General features: G+C 66.1%; 16 protein-coding genes and 1 riboswitch. Of the genes, 6 read left to right on the top strand and 10 right to left on the bottom strand.

What is annotated here, in order from left to right; all coding sequences use genetic code 11:
* Positions 1 to 13: 13 nt before the first annotated feature.
* Positions 14 to 640 carry a TetR/AcrR family transcriptional regulator gene (locus AC4ELH_RS02345; RefSeq protein WP_498883151.1) on the bottom strand — a complete coding sequence of 209 codons (627 nt, stop codon included), beginning with the start codon at positions 638 to 640 and terminating at the stop codon, positions 14 to 16.
* A complete protein-coding gene (locus AC4ELH_RS02350) occupies positions 624 to 1,469 on the bottom strand; it encodes an oxidoreductase (protein ID WP_498883152.1) in 846 nt (281 codons plus the stop codon). Before AC4ELH_RS02350 ends, AC4ELH_RS02345 begins: the two co-directional genes overlap by 17 nt.
* 154 nt (positions 1,470 to 1,623) lie before the next feature.
* Positions 1,624 to 1,715, top strand: a riboswitch (glycine riboswitch).
* 151 nt (positions 1,716 to 1,866) lie between these two features.
* Between AC4ELH_RS02350 and AC4ELH_RS02355 the strand changes: the two genes are divergently transcribed.
* The 5 genes from AC4ELH_RS02355 (at position 1,867) to AC4ELH_RS02375 (ending at position 7,500) form a co-directional block, all read left to right on the top strand.
* Positions 1,867 to 3,252 (top strand): L-serine ammonia-lyase, encoded by a 1,386-nt coding sequence (locus AC4ELH_RS02355; protein WP_498883153.1) that lies wholly within the window; start codon positions 1,867 to 1,869, stop codon positions 3,250 to 3,252.
* Positions 3,253 to 3,430: 178 nt separating this feature from the next.
* Positions 3,431 to 5,287, top strand: a complete 1,857-nt coding sequence (gene dnaK / locus AC4ELH_RS02360; protein ID WP_064881749.1) for a molecular chaperone DnaK — start codon at positions 3,431 to 3,433, stop codon at positions 5,285 to 5,287.
* The gene (gene grpE, locus AC4ELH_RS02365; RefSeq protein WP_064881747.1) at positions 5,284 to 5,925 is read left to right on the top strand and encodes a nucleotide exchange factor GrpE; all 642 of its coding nucleotides are present in this window, start codon (positions 5,284 to 5,286) and stop codon (positions 5,923 to 5,925) included. The genes dnaK and grpE overlap by 4 nt, the downstream gene beginning before the upstream one ends.
* A gap of 37 nt (positions 5,926 to 5,962) precedes the next feature.
* The gene (dnaJ, locus tag AC4ELH_RS02370) at positions 5,963 to 7,129 is read left to right on the top strand and encodes a molecular chaperone DnaJ (protein WP_055110693.1); all 1,167 of its coding nucleotides are present in this window, start codon (positions 5,963 to 5,965) and stop codon (positions 7,127 to 7,129) included.
* Complete coding sequence (locus AC4ELH_RS02375; RefSeq protein WP_064881745.1) at positions 7,126 to 7,500, top strand: heat shock protein transcriptional repressor HspR; 375 nt, start codon at positions 7,126 to 7,128, stop codon at positions 7,498 to 7,500. Before dnaJ ends, AC4ELH_RS02375 begins: the two co-directional genes overlap by 4 nt.
* On the opposite strand, the gene AC4ELH_RS02380 is transcribed toward AC4ELH_RS02375, so the two are convergent.
* Genes AC4ELH_RS02380 through AC4ELH_RS02390 form a run of 3 tightly spaced genes read right to left on the bottom strand, consistent with a single transcriptional unit; the run spans position 7,497 to position 10,603 of the window.
* Positions 7,497 to 8,399 carry an aldose 1-epimerase gene (locus tag AC4ELH_RS02380; RefSeq protein WP_498883154.1) on the bottom strand — a complete coding sequence of 301 codons (903 nt, stop codon included), beginning with the start codon at positions 8,397 to 8,399 and terminating at the stop codon, positions 7,497 to 7,499. The two genes, AC4ELH_RS02375 and AC4ELH_RS02380, sit on opposite strands and share 4 nt — an antisense overlap.
* Positions 8,400 to 8,418: 19 nt before the next feature.
* Positions 8,419 to 9,585, bottom strand: coding sequence for an FAD-binding oxidoreductase (locus tag AC4ELH_RS02385; RefSeq protein ID WP_498883155.1), 1,167 nt, complete (start codon positions 9,583 to 9,585; stop codon positions 8,419 to 8,421).
* Positions 9,572 to 10,603 carry an ABC transporter permease gene (locus AC4ELH_RS02390; RefSeq protein WP_498883156.1) on the bottom strand — a complete coding sequence of 344 codons (1,032 nt, stop codon included), beginning with the start codon at positions 10,601 to 10,603 and terminating at the stop codon, positions 9,572 to 9,574. The genes AC4ELH_RS02385 and AC4ELH_RS02390 overlap by 14 nt, the downstream gene beginning before the upstream one ends.
* A gap of 100 nt (positions 10,604 to 10,703) precedes the next feature.
* Between AC4ELH_RS02390 and AC4ELH_RS02395 the strand changes: the two genes are divergently transcribed.
* Positions 10,704 to 11,354 carry a TetR/AcrR family transcriptional regulator gene (locus AC4ELH_RS02395; RefSeq protein WP_448448445.1) on the top strand — a complete coding sequence of 217 codons (651 nt, stop codon included), beginning with the start codon at positions 10,704 to 10,706 and terminating at the stop codon, positions 11,352 to 11,354.
* Positions 11,355 to 11,395: 41 nt separating this feature from the next.
* On the opposite strand, the gene AC4ELH_RS02400 is transcribed toward AC4ELH_RS02395, so the two are convergent.
* The 5 genes from AC4ELH_RS02400 to AC4ELH_RS02420 form a co-directional block, all read right to left on the bottom strand.
* The gene (locus AC4ELH_RS02400; RefSeq protein ID WP_448448446.1) at positions 11,396 to 12,019 is read right to left on the bottom strand and encodes a CYTH domain-containing protein; all 624 of its coding nucleotides are present in this window, start codon (positions 12,017 to 12,019) and stop codon (positions 11,396 to 11,398) included.
* A 37-nt stretch (positions 12,020 to 12,056) separates the two neighbouring features.
* Positions 12,057 to 12,725, bottom strand: a complete 669-nt coding sequence (locus AC4ELH_RS02405; RefSeq protein ID WP_064960990.1) for a GAP family protein — start codon at positions 12,723 to 12,725, stop codon at positions 12,057 to 12,059.
* A 66-nt stretch (positions 12,726 to 12,791) separates the two neighbouring features.
* Positions 12,792 to 13,973, bottom strand: a complete 1,182-nt coding sequence (locus tag AC4ELH_RS02410) for a macrolide family glycosyltransferase (RefSeq protein ID WP_498883157.1) — start codon at positions 13,971 to 13,973, stop codon at positions 12,792 to 12,794.
* Positions 13,974 to 14,079: 106 nt separating this feature from the next.
* Positions 14,080 to 14,241 (bottom strand): hypothetical protein, encoded by a 162-nt coding sequence (locus tag AC4ELH_RS02415; RefSeq protein WP_498883158.1) that lies wholly within the window; start codon positions 14,239 to 14,241, stop codon positions 14,080 to 14,082.
* A gap of 69 nt (positions 14,242 to 14,310) precedes the next feature.
* Positions 14,311 to 14,535, bottom strand: a complete 225-nt coding sequence (locus tag AC4ELH_RS02420) for a hypothetical protein (RefSeq protein WP_498883159.1) — start codon at positions 14,533 to 14,535, stop codon at positions 14,311 to 14,313.
* Positions 14,536 to 14,548: the final 13 nt, after the last annotated feature.

Below are 14,548 nucleotides of genomic sequence, written 5' to 3' on the forward strand. Positions count from 1 at the left end.
TGGGGTTTGTGAGCTAGGAGGTGGTGTTGGGGAGCAATCCGCGCAACGCCGTCACGGCCAGTTGCCGGGCATGCTCCTCGGTCAGCGCGTAGTGGCCGGTCATCCGACGGAAGATGAGCGGACCGAACAGTATGTCGATCACATCGTCGATGGCGGTGCCGGCGTCGGCGTCGCCGCGGTCCAGTCCGCGTTGCCAGAGTTCGGTGATGGCCGCGCGCCGACCGCTCAGGAAGTACTCCCGGAAATACGCTGCGCCCATTGCGTCTTCGACGCAGGCGGCGAGCAGTTGGGCGAACACCTCGCCTCGGGGGCTGGCATAGAACGCCGAGACCCGGACCACCTGTTCGGTCAGATCACCTGCCGTACTGCCCGTATCGGGCAAGGGCAACGCTTCGGCCATCGTGGTGCCGAACGCCTCGGCCGAGACGGCGGTCCGCGATGGCCAGTGTTTGTAGAGGGTGGCCTTGCTGGCGCCGGACCGCGCCGCGATCGCGTCCATGGTGGCCGCCGGGAAACCACCCTCGTCGAGCAGCTCGGCGGTGGCGACCAGGATGGCCTGATGGATCCGGTCGCTGCGTGCGCCGGTGGGGCGGACGAACTCGCCCGCCCCACGGGCCGCTCCGTCAGTGCTGGCTGACATCGTCGAAATCCGTTGATTCCGAGACGCTTCGCCACTGTGCCAGCTCGGCCTGAACATGGGCGATCTTGGCCTCGACGGCCGCGATGGTGTCGTTGCCCAGCAGCAGGCGCAATGGTGGTTGCGGGGATTCGACGACATCGATGATGGCGCGGGACGCCTTCATCGGATCGCCGGGCTGGTCGTGGTTGCGCTCACCGGCGGCGACGCGCATCTGTCCGGCGGGCCCGTCGGCGTAGTCGTCGATGATATTGCGCTGGGTCTGCAGGCTCGACGAGTCGAGGAAGTCGGTGCGGAAGTAGCCGGGCTCGACCACCATGACGTGCACGCCGAGCGGTTTCAGTTCGGCGTTGAGTGCCTCGGAGATCGCCTCGACGGCGAACTTGGTCGATGCGTAGACGCCCCAGCCGGGTGAGCCGACGAATCCGCCGACCGACGAGATGTTGACGATGGTGCCGGACCGTTGTGCCCGCAGCACCGGGGTGACCGCGCGGGTGACGGTCAGCAGCCCGAACACGTTGGTGTCATACACGGCCCGCACCTCGGCGTCGGTGGCCTCCTCGACAGCTCCCAGCAGCCCACGTCCGGCGTTGTTGATCAGGACGTCGATGCGGCCGAAGCGATCCACGGCGGCCTGGGCCGCCTGTTGTGCCTGCTCTTCGTTGGTGACGTCCAGCGCCACCGCCAGCACGTTGTCGTTCTTGCCTAGGGCGGCGGTGACGGCGGACGCGTCACGTGCGGTCGCGACCACCTGATGGCCGCGGTCCAGTGCGTCCCGGGCGATCTGCAGGCCGAACCCGCGGGAAGCTCCGGTGATGAACCAAACGCTCATGTCTTTGACCACCTGTTCTCGGTTTTAACTGAACTGTACGATCAGTTTAGTTTTGTTGACGGTCGGTGTAACCGGGGAGCCGGCGTAGTTATTCCGGTCTCGCCGCCGCGGAGTCGCGGCCGAGTAGCATCCGTTACACAACTCAAAACGTCGACGACGCACTGTGGGAGAACCTCCGATTTCCGGAGGCGCCGTAGGAGCAAATCCTCCCCGGGAATCTCTCAGGCCCAATACCGCAGTGTCGAGACAACTCTGGAGAACAGTGCGGCCGCATGCGTCGCGCTTACCGAAGGGGAAAGGCGCGGCGCGCTGCAACTCTCAGGTTTCAGGACAGAGCGGGGAGGTGTCACCACACGATGCATCACAAAGCTGTGATGCCCGGAATTGGAGTCATCTCATGGCGGTCAGTGTCTTCGACCTGTTCTCGATCGGGATCGGCCCGTCGAGCTCGCACACTGTCGGCCCGATGCGGGCGGCGGGCATGTTCGCCGACGAACTCGTCGGTCGCGAGGTAGTTGAGCGGGTCGCCGAGGTCGGGGTGGACCTGTTCGGCTCGCTGGCGGCAACCGGTGCCGGCCACGGCACGATGCCGGCAATCCTGCTGGGTCTGGAGGGCTACCGGCCCGAGACGATCGAGACCGACGAGATGGAACGGCGTCTTGCGGCCATTCGCGCCGAGGGCAAGATCCTGTTGGCCGGCCGAATCATCATCGGGCTGACCGAATCCGACATGCAGCTGCAGCCCGGCCGCCGGCTCGCCCAGCACCCGAATGCCATGACATTGACGGCATTCTCGTCCGCTGGTGACCCGGTCTTCCGGGAGACCTACTTCTCGGTGGGCGGCGGCTTCGTCGTCACCGAATCCGAGCGGGACCAACGCGAGGATCCGGAACCACACGCCGACCGCTCCTTCCGCACGGCTGCCGAATTGCTCGGCCTGACCGAACGCGACGGACTGTCGGTGAGCCAGGTGATGATGCGCCATGAATGTGTGGCCCGAAGTGAAGCCGAGGTACGCGACCGTCTCCTGCGGATCCGTGACGTCATGGTCTCGTGTCAGGCCAACGGCATGTCCCGGGACGGCTACCTGCCCGGCAACCTCATGGTCCGGCGTCGGGCCAAGGACTGGTATGTCCGGCTCGATGCCGAAGACCCACAGCGTGATCCGGTCTTCGCCGAGGACTGGGTGAACCTGGTCGCACTCGCGGTCAACGAGGAGAACGCCTCGGGCGGCCGGATCGTGACCGCGCCCACCAACGGTGCAGCCGGGATCATCCCGGCGGTGCTGCACTATGCGTTGTGCTACACCCCGGTCGGAATTGCGGAGCCGGACGACACGACCGTCCGATTCCTTCTCACCGCCGGCGCCATCGGGGCGCTGTACAAGGAAGGGGCCTCGATTTCGGGTGCCGAGGTCGGGTGCCAGGGGGAGGTCGGATCCGCGGCGTCCATGGCTGCCGGAGGGCTCGCCGAGATCCTGGGCGGGACCCCGCGACAGGTCGAGAACGCGGCCGAGATCGCGATGGAACACAGCCTCGGCCTGACCTGCGATCCGATCGGTGGCCTGGTGCAGATCCCGTGCATCGAACGCAACGCCATCTCGGCGGGTAAGGCGATCAACGCGGCCCGCATGGCACTGCGGGGCGACGGAACCCATCGAGTGAGCCTGGATCAGGTGATCGAGACGATGCGTGCCACCGGAATGGACATGAGCGCCAAGTACAAGGAGACATCCACGGGTGGCCTGGCGGTCAACGTTGCCGTCAACGTCGTCGAATGCTGAGTTCGGATCGGCAAAAATTTCCTGGAATCCCGGGAACAAAACCCCCGAAACCCCCGTTGACCACATCGACAGCAAGTTGAGTGGGGATGACTCAAGTCTGGGTTGACAATCTATGGTCACCCGGAGCAAGCTTGAGCGCAGTCCGCTCAGACCCCTATCTGTATCAGGAGGCAACACCATGGCTCGTGCGGTCGGTATCGACCTCGGGACCACCAACTCATGCGTGGCGGTCCTGGAAGGCGGCGACCCCGTCGTCGTCGCAAACTCTGAAGGCTCCCGGACCACCCCGTCCGTCGTCGCGTTCGCGCGCAACGGTGAGGTGCTGGTCGGCCAGCCCGCCAAGAACCAGGCGGTGACCAACGTCGACCGGACCATCCGTTCGGTCAAGCGTCACATGGGCACCGATTGGACCGTCGAGATCGACGGCAAGAACTACACGGCGCAGGAGATCAGCGCGCGCACGCTGCAGAAGCTGAAGCGCGACGCCGAGGCCTACCTCGGTGAGGACATCACCGACGCCGTCATCACCGTGCCCGCGTACTTCAACGACGCCCAGCGTCAGGCCACCAAGGAAGCCGGCCAGATCGCCGGTATGAACGTGCTGCGCATCGTCAACGAGCCGACCGCGGCCGCCCTGGCCTACGGTCTGGACAAGGGCAGCAAGGAACAGACCATCCTGGTCTTCGACCTCGGTGGCGGCACGTTCGACGTCTCGCTGCTGGAGATCGGCGACGGTGTCGTCGAGGTGCGTGCCACCTCTGGCGACAACCACCTCGGTGGCGACGACTGGGACGACCGGATCGTCGAGTGGCTGGTCGACAAGTTCAAGGCCACCAGCGGCATCGACCTGACCAAGGACAAGATGGCGATGCAGCGGCTGCGTGAAGCCGCCGAGAAGGCCAAGATCGAACTCAGCTCCTCGCAGAGCACCTCGATCAACCTGCCCTACATCACCGTCGATGCCGACAAGAACCCGCTGTTCCTCGACGAGCAGCTGACTCGCGCCGAGTTCCAGAAGATCACTCAGGATCTGTTGGACCGCACCCGTCAGCCGTTCCAGTCGGTGATCAAGGACGCCGGCATCTCGGTCGGCGAGATCGATCACGTGGTCCTGGTGGGTGGCTCGACGCGTATGCCCGCGGTCACCGACCTGGTCAAGGAACTGACCGGCGGCAAGGAGCCCAACAAGGGCGTCAACCCCGACGAGGTTGTCGCGGTGGGCGCTGCGCTGCAGGCCGGCGTGCTCAAGGGCGAGGTGAAAGACGTTCTGCTGCTTGACGTCACCCCGCTGTCCCTCGGTATCGAAACCAAGGGTGGCGTGATGACCAAGCTGATCGAGCGCAACACCACCATCCCGACCAAGCGGTCGGAGACCTTCACCACCGCTGACGACAACCAGCCGTCGGTGCAGATCCAGGTCTTCCAGGGTGAGCGCGAAATCGCTTCGCACAACAAGCTGCTCGGCTCCTTCGAGCTGACCGGCATCCCGCCGGCCCCCCGCGGCGTGCCGCAGATCGAGGTCACCTTCGACATCGACGCCAACGGCATCGTGCACGTCACCGCCAAGGACAAGGGCACCGGCAAGGAAAACACGATCAAGATCCAGGAAGGCTCCGGCCTGTCCAAGGAAGAGATCGACCGGATGATCAAGGACGCCGAAGCGCACGCGGACGAGGACAAGAAGCGTCGCGAAGAGGCCGATGTCCGCAACCAGGCCGAGTCGCTGGTCTACCAGACGGAGAAGTTCGTCAAGGAGCAGCGTGAGGCCGAAGGCGGGTCCAAGGTTCCCGAGGACACCTTGACCAAGGTCGACGGCGCGATCGCCGAGGCCAAGTCGGCGCTGGAAGGCACCGACATCTCCGCGATCAAGACGGCGATGGAGAAGCTCGGCGTCGAGTCGCAGGGGCTGGGCCAGGCGATCTACGAAGCCACCCAGGCCGAGCAGGCCTCGGGGGCTGAAGCCGGAGGCTCGAGTGCTGCGGATGACAACGTGGTGGACGCCGAGGTTGTCGACGATGATCAGGAGACCAAGTGAGCGAGAACGATTCGCACGAGCCGGTGACCATCACCGACAAACGGCGCATCGATCCCGACACCGGTGAGGTTCGTGAGCAGGCGCCGGCCCCTGGTGGGCCGGCGTCCGCCGCCTCCGATGCCGGTGCGCCGGCGAGCGACAGCGACGAGGTTGCCGAGCTCAAGTCCACGCTGCAACGCGTGAAGGCCGAATACGACAACTACCGCAAGCGGTCACTGCGTGATCAGCAGGTCACCGCCGACCGGGCCAAGGCCACCGTCATCACCCAATTGCTGGGTGTGCTCGACGACCTGGACCGGGCCCGTAGCCACGGTGACCTGGAATCCGGGCCGCTCAAGTCGGTTGCCGACAAGCTCGTCGGTGCCCTTGAGGGGCAGGGTCTTTCCGCGTTCGGCGCGGAGGGTGACGAGTTCGACCCGTCACTGCACGAAGCCGTGCAGCACGAGGGCGAGGGCACCCACCCCGTTGTCGGAACCGTGATGCGCCGCGGCTACAAGATCGGTGACCAGGTGGTCAGGCACGCCCTCGTCGGCGTGGTCGACACGGTGCCCGAGGCCGAGTCCGGCGGTGATTCCCCGTCGGGGACAGCGGATAACGCTGACGCCGCAGGCGCTCAGGCCGCAGAATCAGACAATTAGTCCATCCAACTAGAGAGAAGAGGTAAGGAGGTGGCGCATGGCCCAACGCGAGTGGGTCGAGAAGGACTTCTATAAAGAACTCGGCGTCTCCTCTGACGCCAGCGCCGACGAGATCAAGAAGGCCTACCGGAAACTGGCCTCGGAACTGCATCCTGACCGCAATCCCGATGCGGGAGCGGCAGAGCGGTTCAAGGCGGTTTCCGAGGCGAACAGTGTTCTGTCGGACCCCGCGAAGCGCAAGGAGTATGACGAGACCCGCCGGTTGTTCGCCGGGGGTGGGCGTCGGTTCAACCAGGGCGGGAACTTCAGTGGCGGATTCGGTTCCGACGGAGCCGAATTCAACCTGGGCGACCTGTTCGATGCGGCCGGCCAGAGCGGCGGTGCCAACATCGGTGACCTCTTCGGCGGGCTGTTCGGGCGCGGTGCACAACCGCGGCCGAGCCGGCCCCGCCGGGGCAACGACCTGGAAACCGAAACCGAGCTGTCCTTCCTGGAAGCCACCAAGGGCGTGGCCATGCCGCTGCGGCTGACCAGCCCGGCACCGTGCACCAACTGCCACGGCAGCGGTGCGCGGCCGGGAACCAGCCCCAAGGTATGCCCGAACTGCAACGGCTCCGGTGTGGTCAACCGCAACCAGGGGGCATTCGGGTTCTCCGAGCCCTGCACCGAATGCCGGGGCAGCGGTTCGATCATCGAGCACCCGTGTGCCGAATGTCAGGGCACCGGCGTCACCACCCGGACCCGCACGATCAACGTGCGGATCCCACCGGGTGTCGAGGACGGTCAGCGTATTCGGCTGGCCGGCCAGGGTGAGGCCGGGCTACGAGGTGCACCCTCGGGCGACCTCTACGTCACCGTGCACGTGCGTCCGGACAAGGTGTTCGGGCGTGACGGCGACGACCTGACAGTGAGCGTTCCGGTCAGTTTCCACGAATTAGCTCTTGGGACAACGCTTTCCGTTCCCACCCTGGAAGGCAAGGTCGGTGTGCGGGTGCCCAAGGGCACCTCCGACGGCCGGATCCTGCGGGTGCGCGGGCGGGGGGTGCCCAAGCGCTCCGGCGGCCACGGTGACCTGCTGGTCACGGTGAAGGTCGCAGTGCCGCCGAACCTGGAAGGTGAAGCGGCAGAGGCGCTGGAAGCGTATGCGAAAGCCGAACGGGCCAGTGGTTTCGATCCGCGGGCCGGATGGGCAGGCAACATATGAGCCAGCGGAAAGAGGAAGCCCGTACGTTCTTGATCTCGGTGGCCGCCGAGCTGGCCGGTATGCACGCGCAGACCCTGCGCACATACGACCGGCTCGGCCTGGTCAGCCCGCAGCGCAGTTCCGGCGGCGGGCGTCGCTACTCCGAACGTGACGTCGACCTGCTCCGTGAGGTGCAGCGGCTGTCACAGGACGAGGGCGTCAACCTCGCCGGGATCAAGCGGATCATCGAACTGACCAATCAGGTTGACGCGCTGCGCACGCGGGTTTCCGAGTTGACCCAACAGGTCGACCAACTCACCGACCAGCGGCGCGACGTTTCGGTGGCGTCGAAAGCGGTGGTCCTGTGGCAGCCGCGCAGGGGTGCACGCTAGCTGACTCTGATCGAAAAGGTGGCCGTCTCCGGACTTCCGGGGGCGGCCATTTTGTAACTTCCGCGGTGTAGCGCGTCGGTCGGTGCGGTCATCGGCTCGATGCCCACCACGGCATCGCTGCCCGGCGCGAACAGCTGCGCTGCGGTGTAGCCCGCGTCGAAGGTGACCTCCACGCGGCGGTCCGCACCGGACAGTGCGAACACCGCCCCCGGCTCGAGATCGTCGAACCCGTCGTCCAGTTCGGTGGTACCGAGACGTTGCCTCCCACCCGGCCACTGCCGTGATTCGCCGGTGGGTAGGCCCCGCTCATCCACGAGCAGGTGCCGCATGGCGGGGGACTGCAACTGCCAATCCTCGCGCGGCACATCGGGAATCGTCACGTACGGGTGATAGCCGTAGCACAGCGGGACGTGTTGTTGGGCCGTCGGTGTCACGGTGGTGGCCACCGTAAGGGTCCGGTCGGCCAGCGTCACCGCCATCGTGAGGCGGTGGGGGAAGGGGAACGTCGCCAGCAGGCTTGGCTGGGCACTCCAGTCCAATTCCGCTATCAGTACGTTCCCGAGTTTTTCGATCACCTGCCAGTCCGGACTGGCGGCCAGCACACCGTGCATCGGCGCCCCGTGCGCATCAGCGCGCACACCGTTGACCCCTGGGGTCACCTGCACGGTGGTGTCGTCGACACGGTACTCGTTGGCGCTCAGTCGGTTTGCCCACGGATACAGGATGGGAATCCCCATGGTCTTGCCGTCGGCGACATAGGCGTGCAGACCGCGCCGCTGGCCCAGATACTCGACGGGGCCGTCGGTCAACGACGTGCAGATCATCCCTGCGTCCGGAACGTAGGTGGCCGTCAGTGACGACGACGGGTCAGACAAGGTGACTGGGTGAACCTCGGCCATGCCGCCAGTCTGGCACGCGTCAGCGCGTCAGCGGGTCGTGCTGGATGCGCTCGGCCGGTGCACCTCGCTCAACCAGCGCGGCCTTCGTCGCAGTGACCATGTCCGGTCCACCGCAGATGAGGATCTGCCGATCACCCCAGTTGCCGAATTTCGTCACGACCTCGGCCAGCGTGCCGGTCTGGCGCACGTGCAGCCCGCGCGGCGGCCGGACGTCGGGATACTGGCCGGCCCACGGGGGATCGGTGCTGTACTCCGACACCGGGGTGACCGACAGCCACGGATTGGTCGAGGCGATGTGCCACAGCGTCTTCAGGTCGTACAGGTCGCACGGATAGCGGCCCCCGAAGAACAGGTGCACGCGGGGATTCTCGCCGTGCAGCGTCATGTCCATGATGATGGTGCGCAGCGGGGCCAGGCCGGTGCTGCCCGCCACCATCAGCACATCTTCGCCATCGCGGTCGACCTGCAGGCCGCCGTGCGGGCTGGACAGGCGCCAACGGTCGCCGATCTTGGTCTCCGCGACGACGGCAGTGCTCACCATGCCGCCGGGCACGGACCGGACGTGGAACTCGATGGCTCCCGAGCGGTCCGAGGGAATGGCCGGGCTCAGATAGCGCCAGCGCCGCGGCCACTGGGGCACCTGGACCGTGACGTATTGACCGGGGTAGTAGAACAGCGCCTGGTCGAGCTGCAGCCGGATCACCGAGACATCGCGGGTGACCCGGTGGTGTTCGATGACAGTGCCGTCGCAGTACGCCGGAGATTCCTCGGCGTCGGCGGCCCCGCGCATCACCCCGATGATCAGGGCCACCGCGTCGCGGGTGGTCTCGGCCAGGGCGTCGTCCCAATCGGCCTCGAGGTGGTCGTGCAGCGCGTTGAACAGCGCTTCCTGCATCGAGTCGTAATGACTCTGCGTCACACCGTACTTGCGGTGGTCTCTGCCGAGTTGAGCCAGGAACGCCACCGGCTCCTCCGCCCGCTGGGCGATCAACTCTCCGAACAGCCAGGTCAGGGCGCGGGCGAAGACCTTGCGCTGGCTGTCCATATCGGGGGGAAACAGATCGCGGGCCGAGAGGTCGGTGGCGAACCAGCGCGTGTAGAAATCGCGGATCAGCGGCTCTGAGCCCTGTGCGAGGTCGACGGCGTTCTGGAGTGTCTCCAGTGCTGCACGGTCATCGAGGCCCACGGAGCTGCATCATAGGCGCGGAGCGGCTCGGGCGCCGTAAAGCGGCCATGATCACCAATGACAGGCCGACGATGACCCAGCAACCGAGCACGATGATCGCCGAGTCGGCCCCGGCTCCGTCGAAGTAGGCGGCGGACCGCAGCAGCGTCGCGGTGGCTCCCTGTGGCAGCAGCTGGCCGAGTTGGCCCCAGCCGGACGGCAGCATCTCCGGCGCCGCGGTCAGCCCGGACAGCGGGTTGCCGAGCAGCAGGGCCAGCGCCGCACCCACGCCCAAACCGACTTTGCCGAACATCGACCCCAAGCCGAGCATGAACAATCCGGCGGCAGCGATTCCCAAGGTCAGGCCTGCGGCCACCCCCCACAAGTTCGAGTCGATCGAACCGAAGACGTAACGCAGCAGGGCTGCCACCGTGACGCCGGCGAGTGCGGAGAACACGATGGTCGCCGTCAGGCGGGTCCACACCTCACGGCGCAGCACCAGGGTCAGAGCGACTGCAGGCAGCATCCCGGCCAGCGTGATCGGCAGGGCAGAGGCGGCCAGTCCGGTCCCGCGCGGATCCTGGGCGGTCGGTGGGGCCAGGTCCTCGGTGTGCAGGGTCAGTCCCGAGTGCGCCGCGATGCCCCCACCGATCTGGGTGAGCAGCTGAGCGACGGCCGGGCTGCCGCCGGTGGCGGTCAGCATGGTCGGGCCCTCGGGGCCGAAGGCGATGCCGCCGTAGACGTTTCGGTTGAGGATCGCCTCCCGCAGGGTGGCCTCGCCGGGGTAGTAGGTGACCTTGAACGCACCAGGGGCCTGCTGTTCAAGTTTTTCGGCGACCTGGCTGGTTGCGGCCTGGGGGCCCGCCGCGCCGATCGGGATCTGGTGGGGCTTGGAGCGTGAGGCGGGCAGGGCGAAGGCGATGGCAACGACCGCGATCGCGACGGTCAGGGCGGCGACGATACCCATGGCGCGCAGGGCGGCGGGTGGCGCATGTTCAGGTGCCGCGTGGTGGGGCGTGGAGACCTGTGTCGAGAGCATCATTCCCTCTTTTCATCCGGCGTTGAATTAATCGGTTGATGTGAGGGTAAGGCTTGCGTGGGTAAAATTTCAATAGCTGTTGAAATGATACTGTCGACGTATGGCTTCACCAGGGAAAACTGTCACGCGTCGGGGGCGCCGTCAGGGCGACCCGGTGTCCCGGGACGCAGTGCTTGCGGCGGCCAAGCAGCGCTTCGCGGCCGAGGGGTACGAGAAGACGACGCTGCGGTCTATTGCTTCCGACGCGCATGTCGACGCGTCGATGGTGCTCTACCTGTTCGGATCGAAGGCCGACCTGTTCCGGGAGTCGCTGCGGCTGATCCTCGATCCCGACGTGCTGGTGGCCGCCCTGGAAGGGCCGGAGGCGGAGATCGGCGAACGGATGGTCCGCACCTACCTGACGATGTGGGAATCACCCGACACCGCAGCCAGCATGCGGGTCATGCTGCAGTCCGCAACATCGAATTCCGATGCGCACGTGGCATTTCGAACGTTCATGCAGGACTATGTGCTCGCCGCGGTGTCCGGCGTGCTTGGTGGCGGCGAGCAGGCTCGATTACGGGCCATGCTCGCCGCATCGAATCTTGTCGGTACCGCGATGCTGCGGTATGTGATGGCCGTGCCGCCGATGGCGACGTTGTCCGGCGAGGAGGTTGTGCGGCTACTCGCGCCGACAGTGACTCGCTATCTCACCGCCGATGCGGCGGAGCTGGGGTTGCCGGAATTCGAGGCGGACAGCCCTCAGCGGTGATCTGGGCGCGCTCGGGCAACCGTCAGTCAGGGCCGCGGACCTCAGCTGCCCTCGAACTGATTCTGGCCCAACGTATCCACGAAGGTAGGGCCGCGGCGCGCAAGCTCACCCCGGTATTCTTCGGCCCAGGTGCCGAATGGCTTGTGTGCCAGGTATTCATTGCGGAACCGGTCGTCCTCGGACACCTCGGAAACGCAGAATGACGGAATGGCCAGATCGACAACCGGCCCGCCGCGTTCGACTTCGGAGAGCAATAGCGGTGCGTTCCGGCCCAGGAACTGGTCGATGATCCAGCCGTCCTCGCCGAGCCACATCGAATAGCGAACCTTGGCAACCACATGTTCGGATCGACCGACGATCTGCGCCGCGATCAATGGGTCGAGCTCGCGTTCGGCCTCGTATCGGGTGCCGCCGACGGCGGGACCTTTCGCAGTCATGGTCCCGAGCGATTCATCTCCTAATGTCGCGACGAGTTCGGCGGGAGCGCCGCCCAATTCTGCGGGCGCGGGACCCTGGACGCGAACGCGGACCGCATATCCGTCGGAAGCGAACAGATATGCCTGGACGATCAGTGCTGGTGCGGGATCCGATGCTGCCACTGGGGGCAATTCGCGGACAAAGAACTTCCGCTCGAATTCGAAATCACCGAAACCGGATTCGGACATGCGCACACCGTAGCGTCTCCTGCGCCGAATACGTCGCCTATAGCGCGTGAATTCCCTTGTAGAGCACTAGCAGGCCGATCACAACGAGAATGGCGGCAACCAACACGGCGTGGTTGCGTTCCATCCAGTCTTTGAGCCGGACCAGCGCGGGGTCCAAGCGCTCTCCCGACACCGCATAGGCGAGGATCGGCAGCGCGACGGTCGATCCGGCCGCCAACACGTAATAGAGCCCTGCTGCCCACACCCCGGGCTGGCCCAGGCCGGCGCTACCGATGGCCAATCCTGCTGCCGCGCAGATGAACAGCACCTTGGGATTCACCACGGTGAGCACCGCGCCGGCGGCCCCCGCCTTGACCGGCGTGAGCGTGCTGAGCTTGGTCATCCAGCCCGGCATGTGCTCGGATTTGGCCCGGGTGAGAAAGCGGTAGACGCCGAAGACGATGAGGGCGGCGCCCACCACGATGCGTAACCACGAGGCCCAGGTCGGGGCTGCGTTGAGCCCGCCGAGCATGCTGGAGACGCCGACGAAGATCGTGGTCAGCGCGGCCAGTCCGACGAGCCACCCCGTGAGGAAGGCCAGGCCGGCGGGCCGGGGGTGAGGGGTGTGCAGCACCAGCACTGCGGGAATGATCGACAGCGGCGACAGCGCCACCACCATTGCCAGTGGAATGAGTTCGGCAAGCACCGAACCCCAGCTTTCAGTCATTGCCGCCCTCTCGATGCAGTCCCGAGCAAAACCTAGCAAGCATCGAGTCGCCTGGGAGGTGAGTGCTCACCAACGTCCGGTCGCAACGTCCTCCACGGCATCAGCGGCATGTCCGGGCCCGCCGTGGGAACGGATCTCGTCGCGAATTGCGTCGAGGTTCGCCCGGATCTGCTGATCGCCCGCGACGCCGAGTACTGCGTCGCGGATCTCCGTCGTGCCGGGTAGATCGTCTGGAAGGTGACGGCCGACGCCGATCGCCTCCAGGCGGGCGGCGTTGGCCGGCTGGTCGACGGCCTGGGGCATCGCCACCATCGGTACTCCGAACCACAGCGCTTCGGTGCACGAGCCCATTCCGGCGTGGGTGATGAAACAGTCGGCCCGTTGCAACACCGCCGGTTGGGGGACGGTAGTGCGCAGCTGGACCCACGGAGGGACGGCACCCAAGTCATCGACGTCGGCGCGGCCGGCGGCCAGCACCAGGCGCCAGCCCTGTCCGTCGAGCGCCCCGATCACGTTGCGGTACACGTCGGCTCGGTCTGTGTAGGCCGTGCCGAAGGCCAGCAGGGCCAGCGGACCGTCGCCGTCCGGCGGGCTCCAGTCGCCCGGATCCTCGCGACGCGGATCGATGCACGGTCCCACGAACCGATAGCGATCACCGACCCGTTCGGCGTTGCGCTGCATCACGCGGGGGAGCAGTGCCAGGCAACGTCGGGGTATGCCGGTCACCTCGTCGAACGTCAAACCTGATCGCGAATCGATCAGCCAGTCGTCGAACGTCTGGCGGTAAGCCAGGCCACTGGGACTGCCGAGGATCGGACCGAGGATCTCGGCCATGTCGTCGAAATAGCCCTCCCATGCCACCTCGCTGGGTGACAACTGAGCGGCCGGTACACCCCACTGCTCCGCAGCCACCGGACCGGCCATGCCGCCGATGTCGTAGAGCACGAGGTCGGGCCGATCATCATCCAGAGCGGCGTGAAGCTGGGGCAGCACGTGGATGGCCTCGTCGAGGAACATCCGCATGCCGGCCACCGGATCGGCGTCGTCGAAGCTCTCCGGTGCCCCGGGCGCACCGGGCAGCACCGAGGTGCAGGAGATGACGTCCGCCCCGGTCGGGGTGACCAGGCCGGCCAGATGCCCGCCGACCAGGTAGCTCACCCGATGGCCGCGGCGCGCCAACTCGTGAACCACCGCCAAATGCGGGTACATATGGCTGGGTGCGGAGGCGGCGACGACGGCGATGTGCACGTGATCGAGTCTGCCTGCCAATTTCGGCGGAATGCACGCGCTACGGTGGGTTTGGCGCGAGCGAATCGACATGGTGTGTGGGGGAGCTGCTATGACGTTGCCACACTCAGGATGGTCTGCCGACGCGGCGATTCCCGGGCACCGTCGAGGTTTCGGTTACCCACTCGGGCAGGAGGTTCTTCTCCTTCGCGAGCTGCCGGGCCGTCGTGCCGAGGACATCGATTGTTCGATCGGTGACCGACATGGTCGTCAACTTGCCGTCGTTCATCCGGCGACGCCGATCCCTGGGTTTGTCGGTAGGGACACCCGCACGGTCGAGTTTGAAGTCACGGCCCCATCAGGTGAGCCGCTGTGGTTGATCACCAGAACGGGCGGGAGGCGGGCCCAGCAGCTCGCCGTAACCGACCCCGAGCACCGTGAGTACGGCCGGCTTGTTCAGACCAGTTCCTTCTGGCGACGGGTCCACGGTGCTCGGATGTCCATGCGGTTGCAGGACAGTCAGCAGTGTCTTGCCACTACCGAGTTCTACCTGAACCCGGTTGACCGCCTCGATGTGGTTCATCAGCAGATCCATG

The organism is Mycobacterium shunyiense, assembly GCF_058270075.1.

Bases quoted from the DNA above. Each gene is read 5' to 3' on its own strand.
- AC4ELH_RS02345 (WP_498883151.1), bottom strand. From the start codon at position 640: ATGTCAGCCAGCACTGACGGAGCGGCCCGTGGGGCGGGCGAGTTCGTC.
- AC4ELH_RS02350 (WP_498883152.1), bottom strand. From the start codon at position 1,469: ATGAGCGTTTGGTTCATCACCGGAGCTTCCCGCGGGTTCGGCCTGCAG.
- AC4ELH_RS02355 (WP_498883153.1), top strand. From the start codon at position 1,867: ATGGCGGTCAGTGTCTTCGACCTGTTCTCGATCGGGATCGGCCCGTCG.
- dnaK (WP_064881749.1), top strand. From the start codon at position 3,431: ATGGCTCGTGCGGTCGGTATCGACCTCGGGACCACCAACTCATGCGTG.
- dnaJ (WP_055110693.1), top strand. From the start codon at position 5,963: ATGGCCCAACGCGAGTGGGTCGAGAAGGACTTCTATAAAGAACTCGGC.
- AC4ELH_RS02375 (WP_064881745.1), top strand. From the start codon at position 7,126: ATGAGCCAGCGGAAAGAGGAAGCCCGTACGTTCTTGATCTCGGTGGCC.
- AC4ELH_RS02380 (WP_498883154.1), bottom strand. From the start codon at position 8,399: ATGGCCGAGGTTCACCCAGTCACCTTGTCTGACCCGTCGTCGTCACTG.
- AC4ELH_RS02390 (WP_498883156.1), bottom strand. From the start codon at position 10,603: ATGCTCTCGACACAGGTCTCCACGCCCCACCACGCGGCACCTGAACAT.
- AC4ELH_RS02395 (WP_448448445.1), top strand. From the start codon at position 10,704: ATGGCTTCACCAGGGAAAACTGTCACGCGTCGGGGGCGCCGTCAGGGC.
- AC4ELH_RS02400 (WP_448448446.1), bottom strand. From the start codon at position 12,019: ATGTCCGAATCCGGTTTCGGTGATTTCGAATTCGAGCGGAAGTTCTTT.
- AC4ELH_RS02405 (WP_064960990.1), bottom strand. From the start codon at position 12,725: ATGACTGAAAGCTGGGGTTCGGTGCTTGCCGAACTCATTCCACTGGCA.
- AC4ELH_RS02415 (WP_498883158.1), bottom strand. From the start codon at position 14,241: ATGAACGACGGCAAGTTGACGACCATGTCGGTCACCGATCGAACAATC.
- AC4ELH_RS02420 (WP_498883159.1), bottom strand. From the start codon at position 14,535: ATGAACCACATCGAGGCGGTCAACCGGGTTCAGGTAGAACTCGGTAGT.